Below are 24,238 nucleotides of genomic sequence, written 5' to 3' on the forward strand. Positions count from 1 at the left end.
TGTTCCAGTCGCTCCTGTCTCTCCGGTTACTCCAGTGGCTCCCGTCTCTCCGGTTACTCCAGTGGCTCCCGTCTCTCCGGTTGTTCCAGTGACTCCCGTCTCTCCTGTTACTCCAGTAATTCCGGTGGCTCCTGTCTCACCCGTTGTTCCAGTCGCTCCTGTCTCTCCGGTTACTCCAGTGGCTCCCGTCTCTCCGGTTACTCCAGTGGCTCCCGTCTCTCCGGTTGTTCCAGTGACTCCGGTCGCTCCGGTGGCTCCCGTCTCTCCGGTGGCTCCGGTAATTCCTGTCGCTCCAGTCTCTCCCGTTGCTCCGGTTGATCCAGTAGTTCCGGTTGTTCCTGTCTCTCCGGCTACTCCAGTGGCTCCGTTCTCTCCGGTTACCCCAGTGGCTCCGGTCTCTCCGGTTACCCCAGTGGCTCCGGTCTCTCCGGTTACCCCAGTGGCTCCGGTCTCTCCGGTTACCCCAGTGGCTCCGGTCTCTCCGGTTGTTCCTGTCGCTCCGGTTGATCCAGTTGATCCGGTCTCTCCTGTTACTCCAGTAATTCCGGTAGCTCCAGTCTCGCCCGTTGTTCCAGTTGATCCTGTCTCTCCGGTAATTCCGGTGGCTCCCGTCTCTCCTGTTACTCCAGTAATTCCGGTGGCTCCTGTCTCACCCGTTGTTCCAGTTGATCCTGTCTCTCCGGTTGCTCCAGTCGCTCCGGTTGTTCCAGTGACTCCCGTTGATCCGGTCTCTCCGGTTGCGCCGGTGGCTCCCGTCTCTCCTGTCGCTCCGGTCTCGCCCGTTGCTCCGGTTGATCCAGTGGCTCCAATCTCTCCGGTTACTCCAGTAGCTCCGGTTACTCCAGTTGCTCCCGTCTCTCCTGTTACTCCAGTGGCTCCCGTCTCTCCGGTTGTTCCAGTGGCTCCGATCTCTCCGGTTACTCCAGTGGCTCCCGTCTCTCCGGTTACTCCAGTGGCTCCGGTCTCTCCGGTTACTCCAGTGGCTCCCATCTCTCCGGTTGTTCCAGTGGCTCCCGTCTCTCCGGCTGTTCCAGTCGCTCCAGTCGCTCCCGTCTCTCCGGTTACTCCAGTAATTCCGGTGGCTCCTGTCTCACCCGTTGTTCCAGTTGATCCTGTCTCTCCGGTTACTCCAGTGGCTCCCGTCTCTCCGGTTGTTCCAGTCGCTCCGGTTGTTCCAGTGACTCCCGTTGATCCGGTCTCTCCGGTTGCGCCGGTGGCTCCCGTCTCTCCGGTTGTTCCAGTGGCTCCGATCTCTCCGGTTACTCCAGTGGCTCCGGTCTCTCCGGTTACTCCAGTGGCTCCGGTCTCTCCGGTTACTCCAGTGGCTCCCATCTCTCCGGTTGTTCCAGTGGCTCCCGTCTCTCCGGCTGTTCCAGTCGCTCCCGTCTCTCCGGCTGTTCCAGTCGCTCCCGTCTCTCCGGTTACTCCTGTTACTCCTGTTGCTCCGGCTGCTCCTGTCTCTCCAGTAGTCCCAGTTGCTCCAGTTGCTCCAGTGGCTCCAGTCTCTCCTGTTACTCCAGTAATTCCGGTTGCTCCGGCCGCTCCGGTCTCTCCTGTTGCTCCAGTCTCCCCTGCTGTTCCGGTTGTTCCAGTGAATCCGGTCTGACCAGTTGTTCCTGTCGCTCCAATCTCGCCCGTTGTTCCAGTTGCTCCTGTTGCTCCTGTTGCTCCGGTGGCTCCGGTTGATCCAGTGGCCCCGACCTCTCCAGTTGTTCCAGTCGCTCCGGTGGATCCGGTCTCACCAGTTGTTCCTGTCGCTCCGGTCGTTCCGGTCCCTCCTATTGTACCAGTCGCTCCGGTTGTTCCGGTCCCTCCTATTGTACCAGTCGCTCCGGTTGTTCCGGTCCCTCCCGTTGCTCCGGTTGATCCAGTCGCTCCTGTTGTTCCTGTCTCTCCGATGGCTCCAGTCTCCCCTGCTGTTCCGGTGGCTCCGGTTGAACCTGCTTTACCAGTCTCTCCCGTTGCTCCGGCTGCTCCTGTCTCTCCAGTAGTTCCCGTTGTTCCTCTCGTCCCAGTAGCTCCCGTTGTTCCTCTCGCCCCGGTAGCTCCCGTCGAACCTCTCGTCCCGGTAGCTCCCGTTGTTCCTCTCGCCCCGGTAGCTCCCGTCGAACCTCTCGTCCCGGTAGCTCCCGTTGTTCCTCTCGCCCCAGTTGCTCCCGTCGAACCTCTCGCCCCAGTTGCTCCCGTCGAACCTCTCGCCCCAGTTGCTCCCGTCGAACCTCTCGCCCCAGTTGCTCCTGTCGGTCCAGTTGCTCCCCTAACACCCTTAGCACCTGTTGCCCCGGTTGGACCAGTTGGCCCCGTAATCCTCCTTGCCGGATGTTTAGAAGCATCCAGCACAGCCTCCAGTTTCTTTTGCAAAAGCATGTCTTGTTTTGTCGTTGCTTCGAGCATGTCCCGCGCACTCTTGTTTAACTCGAGCAAATCGGCAATAGTGGCTCCTGGTCCAGATAGTCCGGGAATTGTCCCGAGTGCATACTGAATTTTTTCAGCTTCCGCATTTAAAATATGACTGAGCCCCAACTCTTCCATAGCTAAAGAAGACAGCATTAAATTGAGCGCTTCTTCACGCCCTATATGAATGGTCGGGGTGATATTCGGTAAATTTGGAAATGACATGATTCTCCTCCTCTTTGAAAAGGATGTTCCCCTCCCTCATGAGTTGTTACACAAGAAGCCATGGCATACTGATTTCCCAATCACTTGAAAAAGTATTGGACAAAAAGAATGGCGCTTACAGACAACCACGAGAAAATAGAAGAAGAAAGGAAACCGTTGCTCATTCATTAGAGGAATCAATACGAGGAGTAATCGTTATCGAAGTGCTTTACCTAACCGTAAACGGGGTCTTTGTGTACATCCATCCTCTTCCTCCAAAAAAGAAGCCATCCCCCTTAATCTAAAAAGGGATTCCAACACACTGTCATGCAGCTCTTACCAGAAACGGATGGAGAATCTCCTTCTTTAATCAACGAGGATCGATTCTATTTTTGTAGAGAAGACCTGTGCAAATAACAACTTCCCCAAAACAATACGGACAACAAGAAGGAGTATAGCCATCTATTGTTCTACCGAATCCAGTTCCTCCAGTCTTGCAAAATAAGCTTCGTTGTATGCTACACTTGGATGCGTGGGGTAGTACAGCTTTGCCATGTCGTGGTGAATTTTAGCCTTTCGTTGATCCCCGAGCCGATCGTAGCAGTAGCATAGCTGTATATGAGGCAGCCACGTCCATGCCGATTCATCTACCTTCCCCATGGAACCTTGTGGCCGCTCCAATAATGTTGCTTGCCGGTACCAGTAAATGGCCTTCGGGAAATCTTGCTTCTCCGCAAAAAAAGCCCCCATCCTGCAGCAAATCTCCGCACGCGGAAGGTCAATTGCAAGTGTCCTGCTCAAAGATTGAATCTGTTTTTCAGGTTGCTTCAAGTGTGCGTAACACTCTGACTGCTTCTGGCACGCCCATATTTGGTCCTCGATCCAGCCCAAGCCTCCGTCCAAAAACAACTGATATTGCTCAGCCGCCTCTTCATACCTCGCATGATCGAACAATTCATTCGCAAAATAAAATTGGTCACGTGGATCAAAAACTTCGCCATTTTCCTTGCGCTTTACATAGATTTGCAGATTCCGGTCTGTGTACGGCTTATTTTTTTGATGAGTAATGGCGATTTCACTGTGCAGGATTTCCCCCGCGACAGCCAAATACTCATGGACCGCCCCATGCCAAACAAAGTTACACTTCCGTCTGACGAGGCGATTTCTTCGCAAATAGTGAACAGGCTTCCCTCGCTCATCTACCTTTAAGTGGTACGGCATCGAGACACTGTCGTAATCAAAATTGTCCATAGTCTTCAGTGCAGCAAAACGTTCCCGATCCACTTCCAAAAGCACATCGTCCGCATCCAACCAAAAAATGTACGTCATCTTGGCTTGCGCAAAAGCAAAGTTACGCGCTGCTGAAAAATCGTCCACCCAGGTAAAATCAAACAATTGTGCACCATAGGTCAATGCAATTTCCTTGGTCCGATCTGTCGACCCTGTATCGACAATGATGATTTCATCCACCAAATCGTAGACCGTCGACAAGCATCGACCGAGTGATTCTTCCTCATCCCGAACGATCATGCACAAGCTAATCGTGAACATGCAGATCGCCCCCTCCCCAGAAAATCATTTTCTCAACATCCTATTTCCTTCCATCCCCCTTTATGTATCCGTACTTTCATAACCATCTCCTCGCACGAATATGGTGTAACAATATGTTCTGACAACACTGAAAAGAAGGTGATCATCCGAATGAGCCCGCCTCTCCTTTCACTATGCATGATCGTCAAAGACGAAGCAGATCAGATCGAAGCATGTCTGTCCAGCGTGCATATGGTGGTAGACGAGATCATTGTTGTCGATACAGGATCTACCGATGGTACACAGGATATTTGTCGGAAATACGGGGCCAAAGTTCTGGAGATTCCTTGGGAAAACAGCTTTGCGAAAGCGAGAAACGCCGGCTTGCAGGTTGCCAAGGGAGAGTGGATTTTATGGCTGGATGCGGATGAAATCGTACAGGAAGAAAAACCGGGAGTACTTCGTCAGGCTGTAAGTGCGAGCAAAGGCGACGCCTTTTTTATGAAAATGATCCATTACACTGGTTCGCAAAAGGAGCAAGCTTCGCGCCACTCCGCCTACCGATCCGGGCAAATCCGTTTGTTTCGCAACAAAAAAGGATTTCGATTTGTGCGAGACATACACGAAGTGCTTCAATGGCCGGCCACCGTTTCTCGAGAGCTCGCCGTCCCTTTGCTACCTGTACATATTCACCATCTTGGCTATATGGACGATGCCGTTCAACGAAAACAAAAAGCTTTGCGCAACTTGAGGCTCTTACGTCACGAAAGAAAGCAATCCAAACAAGACCCGTGGTGCGATTACCATCTCGCAAACGAATTTTTTCGCGCCAAACAATTAGAGCATGCATTTACACTGGTGAATCAAGCAATGAAAGGCTTTTTGACCACCAATCAACCTCCTCCGTCTATTTGCTACAAGCTAAAATTCGATATTCTTTTCCAGCATGGCAGTATGCGCGGAGCATGGCCGGGGATTGCACGAGCTATTCAAATCTACCCCAATTACGTAGACCTTCATTTTTACAAAGGCGTTTTCCTGATGGAGCATGGTCTGTATGCCGAGGCGATAAAAGCTTTTGAGCATTGCTTAGAGATCGGGGACAATCAGTGGGAGCATTTTAGTGAGCAAGGAATGGGGAGCTTTTACGCTTTTCACTTCTTGGGACGGTGCATGGAGCGCATGGGCAAGGAACATGAATCCCTTGTCTACGATTACACAGCGAGCTCCATACACGCTTCGTACTTCGCACAAAAGCGAGAGGTGGTGCTATGAGCATGAAAACGAGCGTGCTAATCGGAAGTCCAGTTTGTCAGAAACCAGATATTCTCCGATTATTTTTGTTTTCATTAGAAAGGCTGTCGACCTCAAACTTGACGTTGCACTATATGTTCGTAGACGACAACACCGATCCGCTTTCGAGCAAAATCCTTCAAAACTTTGCAGACAAACACACGGGACAGGTCGACATTATCCCCGCTGCTGGCAGCATCCGTCCTGACACATACGATGAAACGACCCATTACTGGAGCGACGCTCTCGTTTGGAAGGTAGCCGGATTCAAGGACGAAATGATCGCCCGCGCCAAACATCAAGATTACGACGCCCTCTTCCTCATCGATTCGGATTTGCTTCTCCAGCCAGCTACTTTGGAAGTTTTGCTCGCCTCTGAAAAAGAGATCATATCTGAAATCTTCTGGACGAGCTGGACCCAAGATACCGTCCCTGTCCCTCAAGTGTGGCTCAAAGATGAATACACCCAATTCGAATGCGCACGCCATGAACAAATTTCCTTAGAAGAACAATACCTGCGGAAATACGCTTTCTACGGACAACTCCGTGTCCCCGGCGTATACGAAGTAGGTGGTTTAGGGGCTTGCACCCTCATCCGCAAAAAAGCACTGCAGGCTGGCGTCAGCTTTAAGCAAATTCCGAATCTGAGCTTTTGGGGCGAGGACCGTCATTTCTGCATTCGGGCGCAGGCTTTAGGGTTGTCCCTTTTTGTGGATACACACCATCCCGCTTTTCATCTCTACCGGGAAAGTGACTTTGCGGAAGCGCGAACCTGGATGAAGCAAATCTACGGCTCCGCTCCTTTACGCGTCAAAACCATTCACCCTCCTGTGGTCAACAATACGATTCCCCTTGGAAACTAAGCCATTATATGGTATATTCATTCCACGTCTATTTGGATGGAAAGGTACGGTAACTACGTATGCCAACAACTACTTTGTAATGGCCTAAAAAACTGGATAGCTTGCCCTTCGGAAAACGAACTGTTTTTCGCACAGGTGCAGTCTGCCCTTTTTTCCCATTACAAAGGAACGTAACGAAATCTGTAGGTGTAAATCCTAACGGAGGTTCGCTATGGGGAATCTCCGTTTTTTTGTGTCCAAAAACAGGCCTGCCCTACAGGACATCCAAATAGCAGGTGCGTTCCTTTCACTTTTTTACATGAGGTGAAGGACCATGCATACCATCGAGCATACGTGGGTTTTACGTGAAAATCATGAAAATCAGCCAGTCCGGCGATATTGCAGCAATTGCGGGCGAACCGTTCTCTTTTTCGATACAAACGTCCGCCGCCACAACGCAAACGGCAAAAACATCTATCGCTTCGCTATCTATAAATGCGAAAAAAATCATACGTGGAACGAAAAGCTGGCCATCTACAAAGCCTTTACAGATCATCGGGAGGTGCCAGATACGGAGTTCAGTGAAAAAATCGCGCCACTCACTCCTCTCCCCTTGCATGACTACCAGGAAAAGGGCGTTCGGGAAGTGACGATTCGGATCGAGCGCGCAGAGGCTCGCTTCCGTCTCGACAAGCTGCTGTCTGAACAGATAGAAGGCTGGAGCCGCAGCCAGATTGTCCGCAAGATCAAGGACGGGCAAATTCGCCTGAATGAGCAGGAAACGAAACCAAGCACTGTATTAAGTGCAGCAGATATCATTCAGATTCGGATTGGGTAAAAGTATGTATGGGAAAAGTCGCAGACGGGATCTGCGGCTTTTCTGTTATTTCTTCAATACGACCGCTTTTCGCGGCTCGTCCCACTCGACTTGCAATCCAAGCAAGTCAGCCAGCTCTCTTGTTTTCGCGAAAGTAGTTCCCTGGTCGTTTACATAGGAGACTTCCTGTCCGTTCACTGTTACTTTTTGAGTGGAAGGCTCCCATTCCACGGCTCCACCCACTGCCTCCGCAATCATTCGGATGGGTACATAGGATACATCATCGATTAGTTTCCCAGTGGAAGAAAGTGTCAGTTCAACTGTACACTTATCCACATCAGGCTGTGGTTTTTGTGGATAAGCTGTGAGAAACCTGTGGACATCCTGTTGAAACTTTGCCCATGCGTCCTTCGCTGACACTCCCGTATATTTTTGAGCGGTCGTATTGACGACAAAAAAGGCCGGGCAGTTTTTCCCTGTAATGTCGTAATGACGCCACAGGTGCTCGACTCCCCAGCCATGTCGTTTCAAGATATCCGCGGTCAATGCCACTGTTTGCTCGTACATTTTCGCATAGCTTCCATCTGCATTGACGCACATTTCAATCCCAATCGTGCAGTTGTTCGGGTAATTGCTCAATTTGGTCAAGGCGGCCTGTGAATAAGTTTTCGCCCCGACGTGGTAGCCCATCTCGTCCTCGGGCAGACAGCGAATGATTTGCTTGTCGTCCACGATGTAGTGGGCGCTCGCTACTGTCGTCGGTCTGTTGAAGTAGTTTCGGTTTGCAACGGCATCTGCACCGCTGCGTTCGTTGGCCGTCCAGTGGATGACGACTCCTTTTGGGACGATCTTCTTTTTGGGACGGGAATTTACGTTGGACAGAAGCATCTCGGTGATTTTCATTGTTTACTAGGACTCCTTTCGTTTAGCTCGCTCAGCCTTTGCCTTGATTTCGGCGCTGACTAATCTCTCGATGGATTTGGGCATCGGCCATCCTGCGCGGTGGGCATTGGCGGTCAGGCTTGTCCACGTGTGGTAGATGAGGCCGAAGGTGACGCCGTAAAATAAGAAGCCTGGGGTGCCCATGACGCGGTCTAGGAGATTGGCTACGGCTGGTAGGGCCATGAGGAATAAGGTGCGCGGAATTCGGGACAGGCCGTAGTCGGAGGAGTAGGATTGGTCTTTTTTGGCGGCGGAGATGCCTGTGATCCAGTCGAGGACAATTAGGAAGAAGAGGACGATCAGGATGTCTTGGCGGTTGGTGCCGTATAGATAGTGAAAGGCGGGCGACACGATTGCACCTGCTGTTGTCGCCCAGGCGTTTGCTGGGGTTGCGATGCTTTCTAAGGTGTGTAGGGGTTTCATGGTGTGTCTCCTCCTTTAGTTGGTTGTGAAAAAATGATAGCCTCGCTAGAAACGAGGCTATCATTTTTATTTTTTACAAGAAAAACTTTATTACAAGCTTAGACCGTATACGATCGACCTGTGATTGTTTTGAACTCTTCTGTAGTAATCTTGTTGAATGAAACAACCTGCTTGAGTTGAGCATCATTTGCCCACCCGCGATCATAATAATACTTCCATTTTTGATAGTCAGTCATTTTACAGTCCTCCTAGAGATAGTCTTCGTTCAAGACCAGCGATGGATTGGCCGAGAACGTGATTGTCATCTTGCAATTGAATAATTTCTAAATCCTTTTTTGCCAATTGCTGTCCGAGTACCTCGTTGTCAGTCTGCAATCGCATGATTTGTAGTTCCTTATCTACCATCTGCTGACCGATGATTTCAAGTTCTGTCGGCGGAATCGGCTTGCTTTTGATTGTATCAATCTCCTGTTGTGTCAGACCTTCCACCCACTGCTCACCATTCCATTTGGGTTGGAAAAAGCCTTCAGGGATTTGTGCAGTAATGATATTGTCTCCTAAGGAAATTTGACGAGAATCATGCTGCCTTACCTGTTCAGCATCAAAAAGGACGGGCTCTAGAAAGACCCCGTCTTGACTGATTTTGTTTACTTGTATTAGCATGAGTTACCTCCCTATTGTTCTGCACGGAATGTAATTCCGTCCATTGACAACCAAGAATTACCACCCGTAGAAACAACAATATATCCGTTACTACCGACTTCAATACTAGAAAAGACGATAGTTCCGTTATAACTCGAAGCTGAGAAGTAATGACTAACATTGGGACGATACCCTGCTGGTAGTTTAAACGCTGGCACAGTCCCTCCTACAGTACCGCCCTTTATCATTCCTCTTAAATGAACGATCCCAAAGTCATCCTTGAAATAACCAGCACTTGAATAGCCAGCCCCATAATTCACCCAGCCATTCAACAATACAGGAGCAATCCATTGCCCCTGTTGCTTGCGGGCATATGTTGTCTCGACAACAGACAGCCGAGTTTCGTTGTCTGATGCTTGCTGCACGACTTCGTTTAGTACAGACTTGTCACTGGTTGCGTATTGGATCGACGCTTCCAGGGCAGTGCTAGTTAATAGGTGCTTGTCCACCGTAATATAGGTTACTTCGTATACTGCGGTTGGATCGTAGTGGGCATATGATATCGTTGCATTTGCTCCCCCATTTGCTGTTGACGATCCTAAGTAGTTTGAGTAGAGGGTCCATTGATTGTCGACCTTACCGTTTTTGTATATAAACAATATTTTGTTCGAGCGATTTTTAAGATTATTTGAAACAGAGCCAGAACTAGAACCTGTGTTTATCTGAGCATAATCCAGCTCATTTCGAACAATAGGATTTGCTCTTTCTCTAACAATCACACCCTCAGCCAGTTCCACCAAGTTCTGTCCTTCATGGAATGACAGACTGCCTTCTGCTGTAATTGGTTCTTCTACGGCTTCCGCGAGCTGATAGGTGAGCTTATAAGGGGTGAAGCCTGAAACCAGTGTTGTAGGAATTGTTTCTACATTGTAGTCAACATTCACTTGTCCATCTCCAGGCGCTAGTGTAATTTTTCTCCAACGTCTACTTCCCGTAGTATATGAGAGATTAACATTTCTTTCATCATGCATGACCCAGCCATTAAAGAATGCTTTAATTTCCGCATCTGATGGATTATAACCTTCCCCCCAGCCTGTGTCGGTGTCTTTGACTGTGAGGTATAATCCCCCACCAGTCATATACACATTATCAGGGATTTCGAATCCCCCAACAGTTATATTATCAAGTGTACTACCATCGAACTTTGTACCGTGAACCGCCCCCCTTTCTACTCCACCACCTGACAATACAGTAATATTCTTATGACCAATTTTGTCTGCCTGTAGTTTATAATCCAATGCTCCGTCCAGTATGATCTCTTTGAATCGTGCCAACTTGAATACCTGCCCATCACGCTCGAAAACGGAATCGTACACCTTTCCTTCCACGTTGGAAGCAAGCTTCGTTTGCAAGTACTGGTATTCCTCATTTTGTGGTTCAAATTGCGTGGCTACTGAGCCGATTTCAAGTTGCGGGTTGGTGAAAGTGAAAGTCCCAGTTGTATTTGTGTCGGCGGTTAAACGTGCCACGATCTCTACGATGCTGCTGTCGGGGGTGTAAGTGACGCTGTATCTCCCGGTTGAGGCTTTAAAACCGGACGTTACGTACGCTACATAGTTTCCGTATTTGTCGTATCCGTACAACTCCAATGCGATGCCAGAACCTGCAAGGTTAGATATCATGATATCAGAGCTGAAAGTGAGAGTCTGGCCTTCAGCAATCTTCACTCGGTATTGATTTAGCCGATATACTCCAGTAGCGGAAACGTCGTGTTTCAACTTATATGGTTCTATGATTGTTGTATCAGAATCAAGCGCCCACCCCAAAAATGGTGGCAACAGGTTCTTCCCATACTGCTTGATGTACGGATTTCGTAAGTGCTGAACAGAATCGACATACGGAAACTTTTCAGCGAGTTTGTCGCCTGTGTATTCAGGGTCTACGTCTATTTTGTCATATGTGCTTTTGTCTACTTCGTATGCTCTGACATTTTTGATATCAAAATTCACTTCTGCAAAAACACCATTCGCATAGCAAATACCTGCAATTATGGCTCCATTTATATCAACAGTATTGTAAAACTTATGCTTTGCTATTTGCCAATTCCCGATATTAGACATATTGATAGGAGTTGCGTCTAAACCGGTATCGCCACCTAATTTAACGACTCCAACTCCCGACGTTCTGGAATTCAGCTTAACATCGGCCATAAACAGATAATATTTCCCTGCTTTAATTAAAATCCTAGAAGTGTCTGCATTTAGAAACGATACAAAGCCTTCTGTCGTACTTGGAGTCTTCACATTTTGTGAAGCTGTATTATCCATAATTGAAGGTTCAGGTGTTATCACTGTGTTAGAATGTGACGTCCTGTAAGTTCGTGTCCCTAGTAGGTTCACCAGCGTCCGCCCCTTGATGCTCAAAACATTGACTGGCGTGGCGCGGTCAGTCGTGATGACTTGTAAGCCGTGTTTCAATGTACTACTTTGTTTGGCTGTACTGCTGAATTCATCCAGTATGGCCTGCTCAGAATTGGCAATTTTCTTCAGAAAGTCATTGAACAGTTGCGGCGTAGCCATTGTAGGGCGTGAAATGTCTTCACTGACAAGTTCTATCCGCCCTGTGATTTTCGTCTTATCACCTTGATATGACATCAGATCAACTCCTCCCAGTCATAATAGAATTCCTCGTTGGGACTGATTGTTTTCAATCCAAATGTCTGAATAGCCAGCGCTTTTCCTTGATCATCTACGATCGCAGCCTCACTAAATGCATTCCCCGGAATTTTGTCACGAATCAGTTTTACTGAGAAGCGTACAACCCCGTCAGCAGGATATGACTTCCCCTCTACCGGCAGTGTGGCTACTCGACGAAATAGGTCGGTCTGCGTTGCGGGAATTGGCTTGTCTTTGGTAACATTGGACGGATCATGTCCACCATCACCAAATGCTAAGCTGACCACTCTCGGGAACGATCCGTCACCGCCAAGTGCTTTTGCATAACTATTTCGCGCGTGAAGTGTTGTTATTTGAGCCATCTAAACCATCACCATCCTTTGTGTGCAAATACCATCTTTACGACGTATTTGTATGCGTGATTTGCTATGACCTCCTGTGGAGGTCTCCTCAATCGTAAGTGGTGCCCCTACAATGCCTTGGATTGCCCAAGAACTATCTATTGGTAGTCGTTTTATGGGGTAAAACTCATTTTCTCCCCAGTTCGTTGATACTGCTTTTCTTAATGGTCGTCTGATAACGAAATACCGTCGGTCTCGATGATAGATTTCTCTTCCGGAAAGAGACCATGTTCCATCTAGAGGTATAGTCCCGTCTATTGGAAAAACATAAGGACCTGGGAACTTCGCACGAGATAATATGCGAAGTGATAAACGTCGTCGGGGATTTAACGGTATCTGATCAAAGACAGAAAAAACAGCTCTGTTTACATGAACCGGACGGAGCTGTTCGAAGTCTTCACGTAACTGGCTGATGAGTACCTGTTGAGTATTGAGAAAACGGAACCAGATTTCTTTTTTTAAGAAGTCCTCATCAATGCTGAAAAGATTACCGGCATCTTTTCCCAACTCTCGCAATACTCGTAACGTGAATCTTGCCTTGCTCAGGTTTTTCATGCGGATTGCAGCTCTTCGCTCCTCATATGTCCCTGTCCCAATGTATCCAAAGTAAATCCAATCCCAAATATCCAGTCCCCAGGTTGCATATGGAAGCAGAAACTGTGCAGACCACTCACGAATTCCCTCACTCTGAAAGTCTATTTCTCCGCTAGCTGCCTCGAAATGTGTTTCTGCTTCTTTGTTTTCATACCAATATGTTGGCAGCTTCTCTCTATATCGAAGAGGTATCATTTACGTCACCACCAGAGAGAGACTTGCAACTGAGTTTGTCGGTTTTATAATATTAGTTGTCCCATCATTTAGTGTGTAATTCGTGAAGTCATTTACCCCATCAACAAAAAAGAACGAACCGATTTGTTGATACACAATCAAGTTACGCCCTTTTAGATAGTTTTTTATTCGATTTGAAATCAGTTCTATGGCTGCAGTGCGTTTAGTATCATCAAGCATTAGTAATTTTACAGAGACTTTGACAGCAAAAATAGGAGCCGGATGGGACTTTAAGTCGTGCCCTGCCATTCGCTTATCATCCCAAAGTAATCCAGTTACGCTATCTGCAAAGTCCTGCGTTACTGGTTGGCCTGCTAGATCAGTGAGATAAATATCAATTGAAACATCGTTTCGTTCTTTTTCAATTGCGATTGCACCACCCACACCTTCAATTTCAAGGGCCCACGACTCATAGTCTTTGCATCGACCGTTTCCTTCCTCCGTTCTTTTCTTTTCCAAAATACGTTGTCTATAGGATTCCTCGTCTTCGCCCTCTTTTATATCGACTCCTTCTTCGTAACCATGTGCAATCAGAAAGTCGCCATCTGCCCACACTACAAACGCTTGAAGAAATCCATATTCTTTGATCTGCTGTTGCTCTGAAATTTCCTCTGCCAGAGGATACCATAGGTCATAGAAGATTTCCCCTTCTTCTGTTGCAGGTGGCGCTTCCCCCTTTGCCTGCGCATAAGCAGCAGCACGATTGACAATCCGTTGATAAATCTGATCCGGTGTCTCCCTTAGCAAAGGCATTTCCGGTTTTGGCGGTCTTATCGTTGCCATGCATCCACCTCCATTCTCGTCGAACCACGCATCCCAGCAATCTCCACATGCAAAATAACTCGATTCCCCTCATAGCGGATATCGAGCACCTCTGCACGCTCAATCTCACTGTGCGCTTCCAGTGCCTCTTGCACCTGTGCTTTCATCACGGCCAAGGACAGTCGAGACCGCATTCGCCCTTTGTCTGACAAAAAATCCACACCATACCGTTCCGAGTAGATCGCATAGCGGAACCGCCGTGTATGGAGGATCTTTTTTACAGTTTCCTCCAAGTACTCCACGTACGTTTTGGTACGTAAATATCTGCCGTCTGGTCCCTGCCGCAGTTGCCTCGTCTCCCAATCAAACCGATATGTCCACGGGATCGGCAGTTCGGTTCCTTGCGCCAATATCTCTTCTGTCCCTTGCAACTGTGGAAACATTACTCCACCACCCCAAGCAAGAGGAATTGCTCGTTGTTGCAACGCAACAGAGCTACTTTTTTACCCACATCTTCTGGTTTCAATTGGGCAGAACGCAATGCCGACAGCTCATACGGCTCCAAGGGAGTCGGGTCCTCGTCCAGCTTTACGGACAAGGGCGAGAGCGACAAAAGCTTCCCGAATTCCCCTTGGGTGTTAACGATGCCGTCCTGCGCATGCCCTCGCAGTTTTGCAATAACTGAATGCATCCCTTACGTCCTCCTTTCCAATTGGAGATCCATCGTATATTGACCGCCCTGCCAACGAACTTGGCAGTTGGTGACGATCCAATCTGTGATGGTTTTATTGTCTTTTTCCATGATTTTGATGAGCCAGCCCGCGCGCAGTCCCGCTGCATTCTTATCCTCGTGCCTGACCGAAATGGAGCGTGTCCTGGGGATTTTGGACAACGCTGCAAGCTGCTTGGTTGCTAATCCAGCGACGTTTTTGTCCTCGCCTGCGTCAATGACTTTCTGCATGCGCCCTATTCGTTTGACCAGGCTATCGTTCGCTTTCGTTGAACTGCTTACTACTCGATCATCCCGGTAACGCTCGACCGTCACGACGGTGTATACATCCTCGATACTCTCACCCGTCGAACTGCTTGTGATCAAACTCGCCTTGAACATCGGGATGATGCTGTTTTTGCCTTCGGGCAGCACAGTTAGCTTGTCGCGCTGGTATTGCACGAAATAGCGGATGCCTGTCTTTTCGTACGCTTGCTCGGTTAGCGATGTAAAGAGTGACGTATAGGATTGAGATGGAATTCTCTCCTTGATCATAAAACCAAATGCCGGACAGTTAAAACTGATTCCGGCACCCTTAATGACTCGTGCAAGCTCTGTTCCTGCGTCCCCGTCCAGCTTGATTCTAGAGATTTCGTTTTTTTGCAAATACCAGCCTAGCTCGTACGCCGATGCAGATATGTCGCCTGTGCGATCGTCTCGGTCGAAACGAACGAGCGGGCCATGGAAAAGCTGCTGGGATTCTTTTAGCTCTGCCCCCGCGAAGAGCATCAAAAAACCCGCCGATTGCAGCGGCGGGCCTTCCTTGATTCTCACATCACAATTTTGAGCGATTTGTCCCCTGGCCGAGGACCAGGACAACTCGGTAACGGCCGGGGTCAGGTCATAGCGGTTCTGTTCTTTTCCGTAAATGACTTTCATTCCATTCACTCCGTTACTTAACTACTTTTAACTTTTCATTTATCTCTAATTTCTTGTACTCGGATTTTTTGCTGTCAATGCGAGGAGCCGATTGCTGCTTCTGCGTCTTCTTGGCTACCTTCCCACTCGTATTCGGACGAGCCGGCTGCTGTTTCGTAATAACCGTACCTGGGGATAGAAGCTGCGTCTGATTACTCCACGTAATGAATTCATCTTTTACAAACAGCGGCAGCTCGATCGAGCCATGAAAATCGACGTTTTTCCCATGAAATTTACCATCACATGGTCCAATTAGTACGTTCCACGCTAAGTCCAGTTCATCGATGGTCAACAGTGCCTCTGAACCCGTTAAACGATCCAGTCCGGCAAGCCACTGTCTGGGCCCTTGATAGCCCTGCACCTCGACATACGGGGCCGTACTGTCTCCGGGTAAAAAGAAGTCAAAGGAGATGGACTTTGGGCGTCTGGAGGAGATGCGATTGCCGGACAACAACGTAATCGATGTCGTGCTTTCGATGTCGTTTCCGTAGCCGCGAAACTGGATTTCAGCAGGTGTGACTGGAAACGTCAGCCTATATTTACCTTGTAGGCGGATCATGTCGTTACCCCTCCCCTCGTCTCTAGTGCATCGAGCAGTGAGCGTTCGATGATATCTTTAATCCGTTGAGCGACAGACGGGTCACTGAGCATTTTCAGCATGGTCGGGATATCCTGCAACACTCCTTGTACATGTAATGGTATCGAAATTTGCGGAATCGTAATCGCGACAGGATGGAGCTTCTCTTGCAAATTACTAACTGGCGAGTAGTTTGGAACAGGAGGTCCTGTTTGTATCGTTGGTTGAATAGTCGCAGACTCTGAAGGAGGCTTGTCCTGCCACCACGACTTGACTCCATCGTATAGGGCACCACCCGCAAACGATCCTCCCATACCTCCAATAAACCCGCCGACGATACCGCCGATTGCTGTACCAAGCCCAGGTAAGACTGAACCAATCGCTGCTCCAGCAGCCGCTCCCGCTGCAGCTCCGCCCCAGCCGCCAAGAGATTCTGCCCCCACTTTTGCCGCAGTATCCAGCTTGTTATCTGAGTCTGCGATTTCTTTGACTCCTAGTAAACTTCCCAGAAGAGGTATTCTTCTGACCCCCCCTTTGAACATGCTTTTCCAGCCACCCTTGCTGGCAGCTTTCCCTTCCTCTACTTGATTGCCGCCAATATCTGGAGCAGGTTTATTTCCGGTAGGTGTTGGAGTAGAACCCCCACTGTCTGGGCTAGGCTTATTTCCAGAAGGTGCTGCATCCGGTGTTTTACTTTTGCCTTCATTTTTACCTGCTGCTCCTTTGGAACCACCGCTATCCAGACCAGGCTTTTTACCTGTAGTGGGGATATCAGGTACACAGTTTTGATTATCGCTACCCAGCTGCTTTCCTTTGTATTGGCGGTTAATTCTATAAGAACGCTTACTTTCTCTTTTTCCGCTTCTATTCTGTTTGCCATCACATGAGCAATTTTCCCCACCGATGTCCGTGTCGTTGTTTTTCGGAATGAGCGATGATTGATCCGACTCAATCGCATCAGAGGTAGATGAGGAACCTCCCACATCTGTATCAGATGCTTTTTTCCCTTTTCTGAACCGCCCTTTCATCCGTTGCCAAAGACTTGGTTTCTCTTCGTTACCTCCAACATCGGTGTTAGACTCTTTTTTATTCCGTCTGAATCGCTCTTTCAACTGCTGCCAACGACTTGGTTTCCCCTCTTTGCCTCCCACATCGGTGTCGGCTTCCTTTTTATTCCGTCTGAATCGGTCTTTCATCCGTTGCCAGCGACTTGGTTTCGTCTCGGTTTCCGGTTTACTATTTGCGTCCTTGGGGTTGAGGGACTTCTTGTCGTCAGAAGTGGACTCGGAGCCTCCCACGTCTGTCTCTTCTTTCTGTTGTTTTTTGTCTGCTCTCGACTCTAGCCACGACGAGAAAAGCTCTTTCATTGGTAAGAATGCAGTTAAAGCCTTCAGAGCTAATCCAGAAAAAACGGTCACAGCAACCAAAGTAGTTCTTGAACCACTCGACATATCATTAAAAGTGTTAATCAAAGTTGTAGCCGCATCCGCCACCATCATGGTAAACGTTGACCAGTCACTAGCAATCTTGGTTGCCGCCTCCATTGCTGCGTTCTTCGCAGTTGCTTGTGCCTGCATGGTCTGAAGATGTGGATTTGCCTGAACTGCGGATTCATAAGCTGACTGTGCCATACCATCTTGAAATTGGTGATCACTTTTACCGACAGCAATATCCTTGGCACTATTTTTTAGGTAAACCTTGTCGGAATTAGGTGCCGCTTTGTTCTGTGGATCTTCCTTTTCTCTAGCCATGTAAAACATTGCTTTTGCCAAGGCGAAATTTTGAGCATCTTTATCCCCAGAACTTAGGGCCTGTTCGATTCTTTTTACTTCTTCGGCAGCTCTGGCCTGTGGATTATCGTAATTTTGTGATCGATAGTGAGCCTCGAGTGTTTTGGCTAATTCACCTTGACCAGCCAAATTCAACGTACTTTTTCGTAGAGCATTAAACGTTTTGTCATCGCTTAAAAGCTTGCCCATCCCCTCAACGGTAGTTGCCATTTTATCCGGGGAACCGATGAAGTTACCATTTTGGGTATTGAAATCGGCAAGGGACTCTAAGAACTTAAGATTATAGCTACTCCCACCATACCTCTCCATATGTTGAATCGCATCTGCCGTTCTACTTATATCTTTATTTTGAGTAGATCCAGTAATGGCCTCCATCATCTTCAACGTATCTTCTGGAGTTAATTTGGTTGTGAGAGCAAGCTTCGCAATTTTTTCGGCGTATAGTACACCATCTTGGGGATTACTTTGCTCGGCTTTAGCGATAATCGCCATCAGTTGGGAGGGTTTCATATAAGGATTTATCTCTGTAAGTTTCTTTGCCCGCTCCTCTAATATGTCGGCTTGCGCTTCTGTCTTTCCGGTTGCAACGTAGTTTCCACGTTCTTTTGCTATTGCCTTGGCCTCATCTGTTATCCCACTAATCGACGATCCAAGCGCTACGCCTATGACAAACGAACCCATACTTGCAAGCTCACCTTTTATAGAAAGCACCTTGCCCATAGCTTCGCCCATATCAACCTTGGGTTTCACAGTCATGTTGCCTAGCTTCTTCGTCTCCTCCCTTAATTTCTGCATGTCATTTTGCATCCTTGACATGCCCTCGGAGTACTCTTTAGCCATTTTTTGCATCTCACTGCTTGTTTCACCCATAGCCTTGGTCAGTTTTTCGGCTTCCTTGGTAATTTGTTGCATTTCTTCGCGGGCTTCTCTTAACTTCTTTTCAGCTCTTCTAGACATTCTTTCACCCCCTGTCCTCCCCTGATGTGTCTACATCCGCAAAACCCGAAAAAAGCCGGGAGACCTACCCCCCAGCCCTTTCCTCGTCCTCCGCCTCAATCATCTGACAAGCAAAAATAAACAGCTTCTGCTTGTACAAATCGACTTCGTACTCGAGTAGATCCGACGGGCGGCCTCTGCCTTTTAGAAAAGCGCGGCAAATATGCCAGGCCTCGCCGTCAGATCGGATCAGTTTTTTGCTTCTTCAATGGCTTCTTCTTCCGTCTGGGTTGCATTGACTTCACGGACAGCATTGAGCAGCTTGGTGTAGCCTTCTGGATTGTCGCGGAAAATTTTCTCGACGAGCTCGTACTTGGTGCCGACCTTGTACGCTTTCTTCAGCTCTTCCTGGTTCCAAGGGAAATCGTGCTCGGTGGCCTTCACCAATCGGGCATCGTTGTACAGGAACCAATCCGTTTTCTCTCCTTTGTCAGCCATGCGTTCGCAATCGCGCAGCTCGGACAAATTCAGTTGGCGAACCTTCCATTCGTCACCGTCGATCGTTACGGTGATTTCTTTTCGCGGAGCTTGTTCATTGGCTTTGGCCAAAAATTTCTCGAGTTTGTTTTTGTTCATATGCAAGCACTCTCCTATTCGGTGTAGGTTGGCAATTCATCCAGGTAGTCCGGCTTTTCGATGGACATCCCTTTTAGGTCGTATGTCGCGTGATCGTTGCCGTCTGCTTTTGCTTCCCACAGCGTAATCTCGTCTGGGTTCAGCACGATATTGGAGATGCGGACACGCTCGGAGTTGCCCGCTTCCTTGTCCAGCGTCTCGCCGATCAGGAATGGGAGGACTGGGGTCTTGCCTTGAGTCAATTGATCGACGCAGTAGTATTTCAGCGCAGCGTTGGTTGCGGTAATTTTCAATGTCACTTCTACATGCCAGTCGTTGACGGTCTGGATTTTTCCTTTTTGCAGACGATTCGTGTCGCCGTACTCTACCTTGAGGACCATTTTTCCTTCAAGGGTACCGAAGATCGGGTCTCCGTTTTCATCGTAAATTTGGCAGTTCTTCAGTTTAATATCGCGTGCAATAGCCAATTACAGCACCTCCCAGTCAATGTCAAAGTATTCGATGGCATCAAGCGGCTTCGCAGACAAGAGGAAACCACGGCGATCCCCGATGCCGTTCTTTTGATCCGTAAACGTCCAGCCTGTATCAATTGCGCCTTGCTGCTCGCGGACGGTCATGTACGCATTGACGGCAGAGACAAACACCGCGCCGCCCAAATCGTTGTTGCCGAGCTTGCCTTTGTATTTCTTGCCGACTTGGCTGATATCATTGACGATCTGATCCAGCGTCATGCTGACACGGATTTTTCCGTAGTCCTCGCGCTCATGCGTACCCAGTACAGCCAGCGTATTGACGGCGCTCTCGATGATGTACACATCTCCGTCGCGGGTTGCGATCAGCGTACCAGAGCCCAGCGCACTCAAAATATCGGTGTGGCCCCAGTCCTTGAGCGCTTTTTTCAACGGAACGACGACGGCTGTCAGCGATTCATGCGCAGGTGTCGCGGCGATCATACCCGCTACCCATGCGGCCCACTCCAGGCTGCCGTATACTTTCCCGTTGTTGTGTTGACCAGCAATAGCACTGTTCACGACAAAACGGGCATTTTGCGCCACAGATCGCTCGATGTGCTTCGCCATGTTCTCATCATCCGCCGCCTTGCCGCCGATCACCAGCGTGCTGAGCTTCTTATTTTGCGCACGACGGTCGCTCATGAATTGCTTCGCAGCCGCTTGTACAGCCGCATCGTCAAAAGGCAGATACATCGTGTCAAAATCAGCACCGGACACAGCCATGAACAGCTTAGTCGAGTCCGCAGAAGTGAGCGCTGCTGTACCGCTTGTCGCTCCTGTCAGCGCTGTATCTGGCACAATTGTAACGGCAGTCTCACCCAGCTTTTTCACACGCACATAATTGGATTGGCTCGTTTTCGCTGCCAGCTCATTCGCATCCGCAAACGAAAACTTCTCGGTTTGAAGCGGGCCTGTTACCTGGAGTTCCTTCTTGCCTGGCTCAGACGTTGAGGCAGTGATCGCAACCTTCAACTCGTTACCTACCAAACCTGGGTACAGAGCCTCGACTCTGATCGCATCGGCTTGCTCATACGCTGCTTTTGTGGCTGTGCCATTCGTCATGCGGTACGCGAGAATCGTCGCGCCACCTTCTGCTGCCAGCTCCACGGTATCGACCTTGCCAAATGTCTGTGCCAGTCGCTCCTCAAAGCTCCCCAGCTTGACGAGCTCATCTGGCGCGCCCCACTCTGCTTGATACGGCACCAGTACGACACCGCTCTTCGGTACTACACGTTCTTTTGCTTTTGCGATCAGTTCGACCGTTACACCCGGACGTTCACGTTGAATGGTCATGCTTACACCCCGCCTTTGTATTTGGTCAGTCGGCTCTTCACTTGTCCTTCTGCCAGTAATTGATTATCTGCTTCAGTAAAAAGAGCACCTGCTACCTCGAACCGTTCGGCTCCAAGATAGGCGGCGCTCTTGATCCACTCTTGTTTGGTTTGCACAAGCTCTGGGGCCTGTGCTTGTTGTTCTTTTCGTGCCACTATGATCGGACCCCCTCTACATCAAATTCGTTGATTTTGTCTGTGGCTGCTCTCTGCACCGCCACGTTGTAGGTGAACTGGAACGCGATTTCCGTCCGGTCCTTTTTATCCCGCCAAATACGCAAGGTGGAGCTGTCGATCTCGATGGACAATCCAGACGTCCTGCCTTGATAGCTGAACTGCCTTTGGCGAAGAAGCTCACGCAGCGGCTCTGCTGAAAGCGGCTGGTAGACACCTGCTACCTTTGGATAGTGGAGGACGATGGCTGCTTCTGAGACCACTTGATAGGAAGTGAGGCTTCTTCCTTCTTCGCGGACCCCTTGCGTCAAAAGAAACGCGATAGGCGGCTGGAATCGCTGCGCCATCCAGTCGTCCACATTCACAACAATAGCCAGCTCTGGATACGCTTCATTCACCAGTTCAATGAGAACGGCTAGCTCTCGATCCATCCAGCTCCACCTCCCATGCTTGCGGTATTCTCTTCTGTCTTCGTCACATGTCTCTTCCCCCCACTACTTCCCTTCATTTGGCAAGGCATCCACGGCAAATGCCCGCCGAGCAGGGAGCGAGTAGCCTGTGGCTTTGAACTCGCAACATCGTGTGGCGCCAATCGCCATTTTCCCTGATCGCCGGACATTAGAGTCGGCGGTGTACATAAAAAGCCACCCGACAGCTTCATCGGATGGCTCGTATCTCTCTTACTTGTTTCGCTTGACTCAAGTATAACCGATTCGGAGAAAAAACCGGGAAAATGACCCGATGTGTCAGGAAGTGTCAACCTTTGTCAGCCTCTGCCATGCTTGCGAAAATGAAAAGAAGCTGTCATCATCAGACAGCTTCTCGTCTATTGAGCCAGGCTCTGTTTTTCATTATCCAGTCTGCTGAGCCTGATCGCCATACATCGCCCATGCCATTTTCATCACGGCACTGCGCTTGATTTCGTAATACCGCTGACGGGACACGCCGATTTCTTTTGCAATCAGATTGTTCTTGTCGCCATCCAGCAAAGCTTCGACTACCAATCGCTCCTGCTCACCCGGAATCGTCTCGACCGCTTTATTGATCCGCTCGATTTTATCCTGCAAATTTTGCAGCCTCTTCCATTTCCGCTCCCGGCGTACAACCTCCGCGTGCGTCTTATCTCCCGTGGTACCCTTTCCTTTTGGCATGCCTGCATCCAATCCGTACTGTGCGACCATTCCTTCCCCCGCCTCGCGCAAAAAACGCTGGATACGCACGATCTCGATCTGCATGTAATTGTAGTCGCGGATTTCTTCCTCGGCTTTTTGTAGAAAATCTACGATGGGTGCTTGCTCACTCAACCGGACTAAGCCTTCTTTTCTAGCGGATACTGTCTCTTGCTGCCCTTTTGCCTCTTGATCCCGCATGTACTTGTCCCACTCCGGGCAAGATTCGATTTTTCCTACGTGCTTATCATGAACCTGGCAATGTGATTTCTTTCCCCAGCACGTTGCCGGACACACCTCGCATACTGCTTCCATGAAAACATCTTTGCTGATCAAGGCACTATTCCCCCTCGGTCATATATATGAAGTCCGTATGATTGCTTATCGGTTTTCGTTGACTCTTGCGTCTTTTCTTAATCTTTGAGACAAACCGATCTGTCCGATAATGACTCCGATCAATAAGACAACTGCTCCGATTAATGCTGCTTCTATCATTTCGTACGTATCTCCTTTGCATCATCATTTTCTTGTATAATGAAAGGGGGCAAAGAGGATACTCACCAGTTGTATTCTTTGCCCCAAGCCTTCAATGGGGATTCCGATCGTCAGTCGGAGTCTCCTTTTTTTGTTCCAGTTGCTCTTTCTTTTTCTCTTTGTTTGCCTTTAATTGCAGGTTGAACAAGTTATTAATCCGAATCTGCAAATCTACCTGCTTAAACGTGACGATTAAAGCAAGGAAGCACACGACAACCGCGAGAACCTGAACGTAATCAATCGTCATCATAGCATCACTTCTCCACTGCGGATCGCTTCGAGCATCGCAGTTTTCATTTCTTGCATGCTCTCTTCGCGAGGTAGTTTGATAAAGGAAGCAAGATACTCCATGTCGGGAAGCAGAAAGTCGAGGATCGTCAGTACGGCCCGATTATCCCCTGACTGTGCTTTTTGGAGGGTCAGGCTGAACGAGTCAGCTTCTCGGCCAATTGGCGCAAATATTTGTTTTTGCATTTACTCACTCCTTGTCTGGTCATATTCAGTTTTTTGGCTACCTGTTCTTCCGTCATTCCATGTATGACGACATGCTTGATAATGATCCGGGCTTTTTCTGGGAGTTGCATCAACACCTCCTGAACATACAGTTCCGACAGGTTGTCCTCGATCGCTTCCGTTCCCCGCATCCCCTCTTTGATCACCGTCTCCCTGTACAAACGCTTCTTGGCGGCGTACTGCAATCGCCAAGCAATCCTTTTGAGCACTTTTCTGCAATGCTCTTTTAACTGCTCATCTGTCACATGCTTCACCTTCTGTCTTTTTCATCCGGAAACAGGAACACTCGTTCTCTTTGTAGTACAAGTATCTCATACTCGAAATCAAAGTTCAAGTTTTTTCCACTACATTTTTTGGAATGCCTACCTCTCAAAAAACATGAAAAAGGCACGATCCATAACCAAGATCGTGCCTACGTATATATATTCGATTGTCTTACAAAACGAACTCACCTTACATCCCGAAAGTACATAATTCTCATACTTTTTCATTTTCATCATTTGTACGTACGTAAGACCTTTCATGATGGGTTTATTGAACAGAAAACACAAAATATGATATAGTAAATAAAAATCCGTTGTAAAGTCATTTCTTCAAGAGTTCTGGATATAAATAAAACCGTAGGT

Annotated in this window: 28 protein-coding genes; 3 read left to right on the forward strand and 25 right to left on the reverse strand. The window is 48.7% G+C overall.

The window, feature by feature from the left end:
• Both FB479_RS31010 and FB479_RS21875 read right to left on the reverse strand, forming a co-directional pair.
• Window positions 1–2,619: collagen-like triple helix repeat-containing protein (locus tag FB479_RS31010; RefSeq protein ID WP_142066814.1), on the reverse strand; the 2,619-nt coding region annotated here is incomplete at its 3' end.
• 441 nt (window positions 2,620–3,060) lie between these two features.
• On the reverse strand, window positions 3,061–4,149 hold the full coding sequence (locus FB479_RS21875; RefSeq protein ID WP_142066693.1) for a glycosyltransferase family 2 protein: 1,089 nt from the start codon (window positions 4,147–4,149) through the stop codon (window positions 3,061–3,063).
• 150 nt (window positions 4,150–4,299) lie between these two features.
• Between FB479_RS21875 and FB479_RS21880 the strand changes: the two genes are divergently transcribed.
• From FB479_RS21880 to FB479_RS21890, 3 genes are all read left to right on the forward strand, one after another.
• Window positions 4,300–5,403, forward strand: a complete 1,104-nt coding sequence (locus FB479_RS21880) for a glycosyltransferase family 2 protein (protein ID WP_142066694.1) — start codon at window positions 4,300–4,302, stop codon at window positions 5,401–5,403.
• A gap of 2 nt (window positions 5,404–5,405) precedes the next feature.
• Window positions 5,406–6,284: a hypothetical protein gene (locus FB479_RS21885; protein WP_255438502.1), complete on the forward strand. Its 879-nt coding sequence runs from the start codon at window positions 5,406–5,408 to the stop codon at window positions 6,282–6,284.
• Between the two features lie 313 nt (window positions 6,285–6,597).
• Complete coding sequence (locus FB479_RS21890; protein WP_142066696.1) at window positions 6,598–7,101, forward strand: S4 domain-containing protein; 504 nt, start codon at window positions 6,598–6,600, stop codon at window positions 7,099–7,101.
• A 45-nt stretch (window positions 7,102–7,146) separates the two neighbouring features.
• Here FB479_RS21890 and FB479_RS21895 read toward each other — a convergent pair whose 3' ends face one another.
• The 23 genes from FB479_RS21895 to FB479_RS22005 form a co-directional block, all read right to left on the reverse strand.
• Window positions 7,147–7,983 carry an N-acetylmuramoyl-L-alanine amidase gene (locus FB479_RS21895; protein ID WP_142066697.1) on the reverse strand — a complete coding sequence of 279 codons (837 nt, stop codon included), beginning with the start codon at window positions 7,981–7,983 and terminating at the stop codon, window positions 7,147–7,149.
• 6 nt (window positions 7,984–7,989) lie between these two features.
• Window positions 7,990–8,445, reverse strand: a complete 456-nt coding sequence (locus FB479_RS21900) for a phage holin family protein (RefSeq protein WP_142066698.1) — start codon at window positions 8,443–8,445, stop codon at window positions 7,990–7,992.
• Between the two features lie 98 nt (window positions 8,446–8,543).
• A complete protein-coding gene (locus FB479_RS21905; protein WP_142066699.1) occupies window positions 8,544–8,681 on the reverse strand; it encodes an XkdX family protein in 138 nt (45 codons plus the stop codon).
• A 1-nt stretch (window position 8,682) separates the two neighbouring features.
• Window positions 8,683–9,108 (reverse strand): hypothetical protein, encoded by a 426-nt coding sequence (locus tag FB479_RS21910; RefSeq protein ID WP_142066700.1) that lies wholly within the window; start codon window positions 9,106–9,108, stop codon window positions 8,683–8,685.
• 11 nt (window positions 9,109–9,119) lie between these two features.
• Window positions 9,120–11,741, reverse strand: a complete 2,622-nt coding sequence (locus FB479_RS21915; RefSeq protein ID WP_142066701.1) for a hypothetical protein — start codon at window positions 11,739–11,741, stop codon at window positions 9,120–9,122.
• On the reverse strand, window positions 11,741–12,124 hold the full coding sequence (locus tag FB479_RS21920; protein WP_142066702.1) for a hypothetical protein: 384 nt from the start codon (window positions 12,122–12,124) through the stop codon (window positions 11,741–11,743). Before FB479_RS21920 ends, FB479_RS21915 begins: the two co-directional genes overlap by 1 nt.
• The gene (locus FB479_RS21925) at window positions 12,125–12,952 is read right to left on the reverse strand and encodes a hypothetical protein (protein ID WP_142066703.1); all 828 of its coding nucleotides are present in this window, start codon (window positions 12,950–12,952) and stop codon (window positions 12,125–12,127) included.
• Window positions 12,953–13,774: a baseplate J/gp47 family protein gene (locus FB479_RS21930; protein WP_142066704.1), complete on the reverse strand. Its 822-nt coding sequence runs from the start codon at window positions 13,772–13,774 to the stop codon at window positions 12,953–12,955.
• Entirely contained in the window at window positions 13,762–14,196 is a 435-nt protein-coding gene (locus tag FB479_RS21935) for a DUF2634 domain-containing protein (protein ID WP_142066705.1), read from the reverse strand. Before FB479_RS21935 ends, FB479_RS21930 begins: the two co-directional genes overlap by 13 nt.
• Window positions 14,196–14,444, reverse strand: a complete 249-nt coding sequence (locus tag FB479_RS21940; protein WP_142066706.1) for a hypothetical protein — start codon at window positions 14,442–14,444, stop codon at window positions 14,196–14,198. The genes FB479_RS21935 and FB479_RS21940 overlap by 1 nt, the downstream gene beginning before the upstream one ends.
• Before the next feature lie 3 nt (window positions 14,445–14,447).
• Window positions 14,448–15,401 (reverse strand): XkdQ/YqbQ family protein, encoded by a 954-nt coding sequence (locus tag FB479_RS21945; RefSeq protein ID WP_142066707.1) that lies wholly within the window; start codon window positions 15,399–15,401, stop codon window positions 14,448–14,450.
• Window positions 15,402–15,414: 13 nt separating this feature from the next.
• Complete coding sequence (locus tag FB479_RS21950; RefSeq protein ID WP_142066708.1) at window positions 15,415–15,999, reverse strand: hypothetical protein; 585 nt, start codon at window positions 15,997–15,999, stop codon at window positions 15,415–15,417.
• Window positions 15,996–18,764 (reverse strand): DUF4200 domain-containing protein, encoded by a 2,769-nt coding sequence (locus FB479_RS21955; RefSeq protein ID WP_142066709.1) that lies wholly within the window; start codon window positions 18,762–18,764, stop codon window positions 15,996–15,998. Before FB479_RS21955 ends, FB479_RS21950 begins: the two co-directional genes overlap by 4 nt.
• A 228-nt stretch (window positions 18,765–18,992) precedes the next feature.
• The gene (locus FB479_RS21960) at window positions 18,993–19,379 is read right to left on the reverse strand and encodes a phage tail assembly chaperone (RefSeq protein ID WP_047069578.1); all 387 of its coding nucleotides are present in this window, start codon (window positions 19,377–19,379) and stop codon (window positions 18,993–18,995) included.
• A gap of 14 nt (window positions 19,380–19,393) precedes the next feature.
• Window positions 19,394–19,846: a hypothetical protein gene (locus tag FB479_RS21965; protein WP_007723453.1), complete on the reverse strand. Its 453-nt coding sequence runs from the start codon at window positions 19,844–19,846 to the stop codon at window positions 19,394–19,396.
• A complete protein-coding gene (locus tag FB479_RS21970; RefSeq protein WP_142066710.1) occupies window positions 19,847–21,184 on the reverse strand; it encodes a phage tail sheath subtilisin-like domain-containing protein in 1,338 nt (445 codons plus the stop codon).
• A gap of 2 nt (window positions 21,185–21,186) precedes the next feature.
• Window positions 21,187–21,378 (reverse strand): hypothetical protein, encoded by a 192-nt coding sequence (locus FB479_RS21975; RefSeq protein WP_142066711.1) that lies wholly within the window; start codon window positions 21,376–21,378, stop codon window positions 21,187–21,189.
• The gene (locus FB479_RS21980) at window positions 21,378–21,827 is read right to left on the reverse strand and encodes a hypothetical protein (protein WP_142066712.1); all 450 of its coding nucleotides are present in this window, start codon (window positions 21,825–21,827) and stop codon (window positions 21,378–21,380) included. The genes FB479_RS21975 and FB479_RS21980 overlap by 1 nt, the downstream gene beginning before the upstream one ends.
• Window positions 21,812–22,057, reverse strand: coding sequence for a hypothetical protein (locus FB479_RS21985; protein ID WP_115984484.1), 246 nt, complete (start codon window positions 22,055–22,057; stop codon window positions 21,812–21,814). The genes FB479_RS21980 and FB479_RS21985 overlap by 16 nt, the downstream gene beginning before the upstream one ends.
• Window positions 22,058–22,247: 190 nt before the next feature.
• The gene (locus FB479_RS21990) at window positions 22,248–22,901 is read right to left on the reverse strand and encodes a hypothetical protein (RefSeq protein WP_106657184.1); all 654 of its coding nucleotides are present in this window, start codon (window positions 22,899–22,901) and stop codon (window positions 22,248–22,250) included.
• Between the two features lie 250 nt (window positions 22,902–23,151).
• Window positions 23,152–23,349, reverse strand: a complete 198-nt coding sequence (locus tag FB479_RS21995; RefSeq protein WP_017251814.1) for a hypothetical protein — start codon at window positions 23,347–23,349, stop codon at window positions 23,152–23,154.
• Window positions 23,346–23,573 (reverse strand): hypothetical protein, encoded by a 228-nt coding sequence (locus tag FB479_RS22000; RefSeq protein WP_017251813.1) that lies wholly within the window; start codon window positions 23,571–23,573, stop codon window positions 23,346–23,348. The genes FB479_RS21995 and FB479_RS22000 overlap by 4 nt, the downstream gene beginning before the upstream one ends.
• Window positions 23,519–23,857, reverse strand: coding sequence for a sigma factor-like helix-turn-helix DNA-binding protein (locus FB479_RS22005; RefSeq protein WP_106657183.1), 339 nt, complete (start codon window positions 23,855–23,857; stop codon window positions 23,519–23,521). Before FB479_RS22005 ends, FB479_RS22000 begins: the two co-directional genes overlap by 55 nt.
• Between the last annotated feature and the right edge of the window lie 381 nt (window positions 23,858–24,238).

Source organism: Brevibacillus sp. AG162 (assembly GCF_006715575.1).
Taxonomy (GTDB): domain Bacteria; phylum Bacillota; class Bacilli; order Brevibacillales; family Brevibacillaceae; genus Brevibacillus; species Brevibacillus brevis.

What these genes read in the sequence shown, in the direction of transcription:
- FB479_RS21940 (WP_142066706.1), bottom strand. Translation starts at nt 14,444, where the DNA reads ATGCATTCAGTTATTGCAAAACTGCGAGGGCATGCGCAGGACGGCATC.
- FB479_RS21880 (WP_142066694.1), top strand. Translation starts at nt 4,300, where the DNA reads ATGAGCCCGCCTCTCCTTTCACTATGCATGATCGTCAAAGACGAAGCA.
- FB479_RS21980 (WP_142066712.1), bottom strand. Translation starts at nt 21,827, where the DNA reads ATGGATCGAGAGCTAGCCGTTCTCATTGAACTGGTGAATGAAGCGTAT.
- FB479_RS21925 (WP_142066703.1), bottom strand. Translation starts at nt 12,952, where the DNA reads ATGATACCTCTTCGATATAGAGAGAAGCTGCCAACATATTGGTATGAA.
- FB479_RS21950 (WP_142066708.1), bottom strand. Translation starts at nt 15,999, where the DNA reads ATGATCCGCCTACAAGGTAAATATAGGCTGACGTTTCCAGTCACACCT.
- FB479_RS21945 (WP_142066707.1), bottom strand. Translation starts at nt 15,401, where the DNA reads ATGAAAGTCATTTACGGAAAAGAACAGAACCGCTATGACCTGACCCCG.
- FB479_RS21905 (WP_142066699.1), bottom strand. Translation starts at nt 8,681, where the DNA reads ATGACTGACTATCAAAAATGGAAGTATTATTATGATCGCGGGTGGGCA.
- FB479_RS21915 (WP_142066701.1), bottom strand. Translation starts at nt 11,741, where the DNA reads ATGTCATATCAAGGTGATAAGACGAAAATCACAGGGCGGATAGAACTT.
- FB479_RS21895 (WP_142066697.1), bottom strand. Translation starts at nt 7,983, where the DNA reads ATGAAAATCACCGAGATGCTTCTGTCCAACGTAAATTCCCGTCCCAAA.
- FB479_RS21885 (WP_255438502.1), top strand. Translation starts at nt 5,406, where the DNA reads ATGAAAACGAGCGTGCTAATCGGAAGTCCAGTTTGTCAGAAACCAGAT.
- FB479_RS21930 (WP_142066704.1), bottom strand. Translation starts at nt 13,774, where the DNA reads ATGGCAACGATAAGACCGCCAAAACCGGAAATGCCTTTGCTAAGGGAG.
- FB479_RS21960 (WP_047069578.1), bottom strand. Translation starts at nt 19,379, where the DNA reads ATGAACAAAAACAAACTCGAGAAATTTTTGGCCAAAGCCAATGAACAA.
- FB479_RS21900 (WP_142066698.1), bottom strand. Translation starts at nt 8,445, where the DNA reads ATGAAACCCCTACACACCTTAGAAAGCATCGCAACCCCAGCAAACGCC.
- FB479_RS21970 (WP_142066710.1), bottom strand. Translation starts at nt 21,184, where the DNA reads ATGACCATTCAACGTGAACGTCCGGGTGTAACGGTCGAACTGATCGCA.
- FB479_RS21935 (WP_142066705.1), bottom strand. Translation starts at nt 14,196, where the DNA reads ATGTTTCCACAGTTGCAAGGGACAGAAGAGATATTGGCGCAAGGAACC.
- FB479_RS21985 (WP_115984484.1), bottom strand. Translation starts at nt 22,057, where the DNA reads ATGAAGCTGTCGGGTGGCTTTTTATGTACACCGCCGACTCTAATGTCC.
- FB479_RS22000 (WP_017251813.1), bottom strand. Translation starts at nt 23,573, where the DNA reads ATGCAAAAACAAATATTTGCGCCAATTGGCCGAGAAGCTGACTCGTTC.
- FB479_RS21995 (WP_017251814.1), bottom strand. Translation starts at nt 23,349, where the DNA reads ATGATGACGATTGATTACGTTCAGGTTCTCGCGGTTGTCGTGTGCTTC.
- FB479_RS21910 (WP_142066700.1), bottom strand. Translation starts at nt 9,108, where the DNA reads ATGCTAATACAAGTAAACAAAATCAGTCAAGACGGGGTCTTTCTAGAG.
- FB479_RS21920 (WP_142066702.1), bottom strand. Translation starts at nt 12,124, where the DNA reads ATGGCTCAAATAACAACACTTCACGCGCGAAATAGTTATGCAAAAGCA.
- FB479_RS21890 (WP_142066696.1), top strand. Translation starts at nt 6,598, where the DNA reads ATGCATACCATCGAGCATACGTGGGTTTTACGTGAAAATCATGAAAAT.
- FB479_RS21955 (WP_142066709.1), bottom strand. Translation starts at nt 18,764, where the DNA reads ATGTCTAGAAGAGCTGAAAAGAAGTTAAGAGAAGCCCGCGAAGAAATG.
- FB479_RS21875 (WP_142066693.1), bottom strand. Translation starts at nt 4,149, where the DNA reads ATGTTCACGATTAGCTTGTGCATGATCGTTCGGGATGAGGAAGAATCA.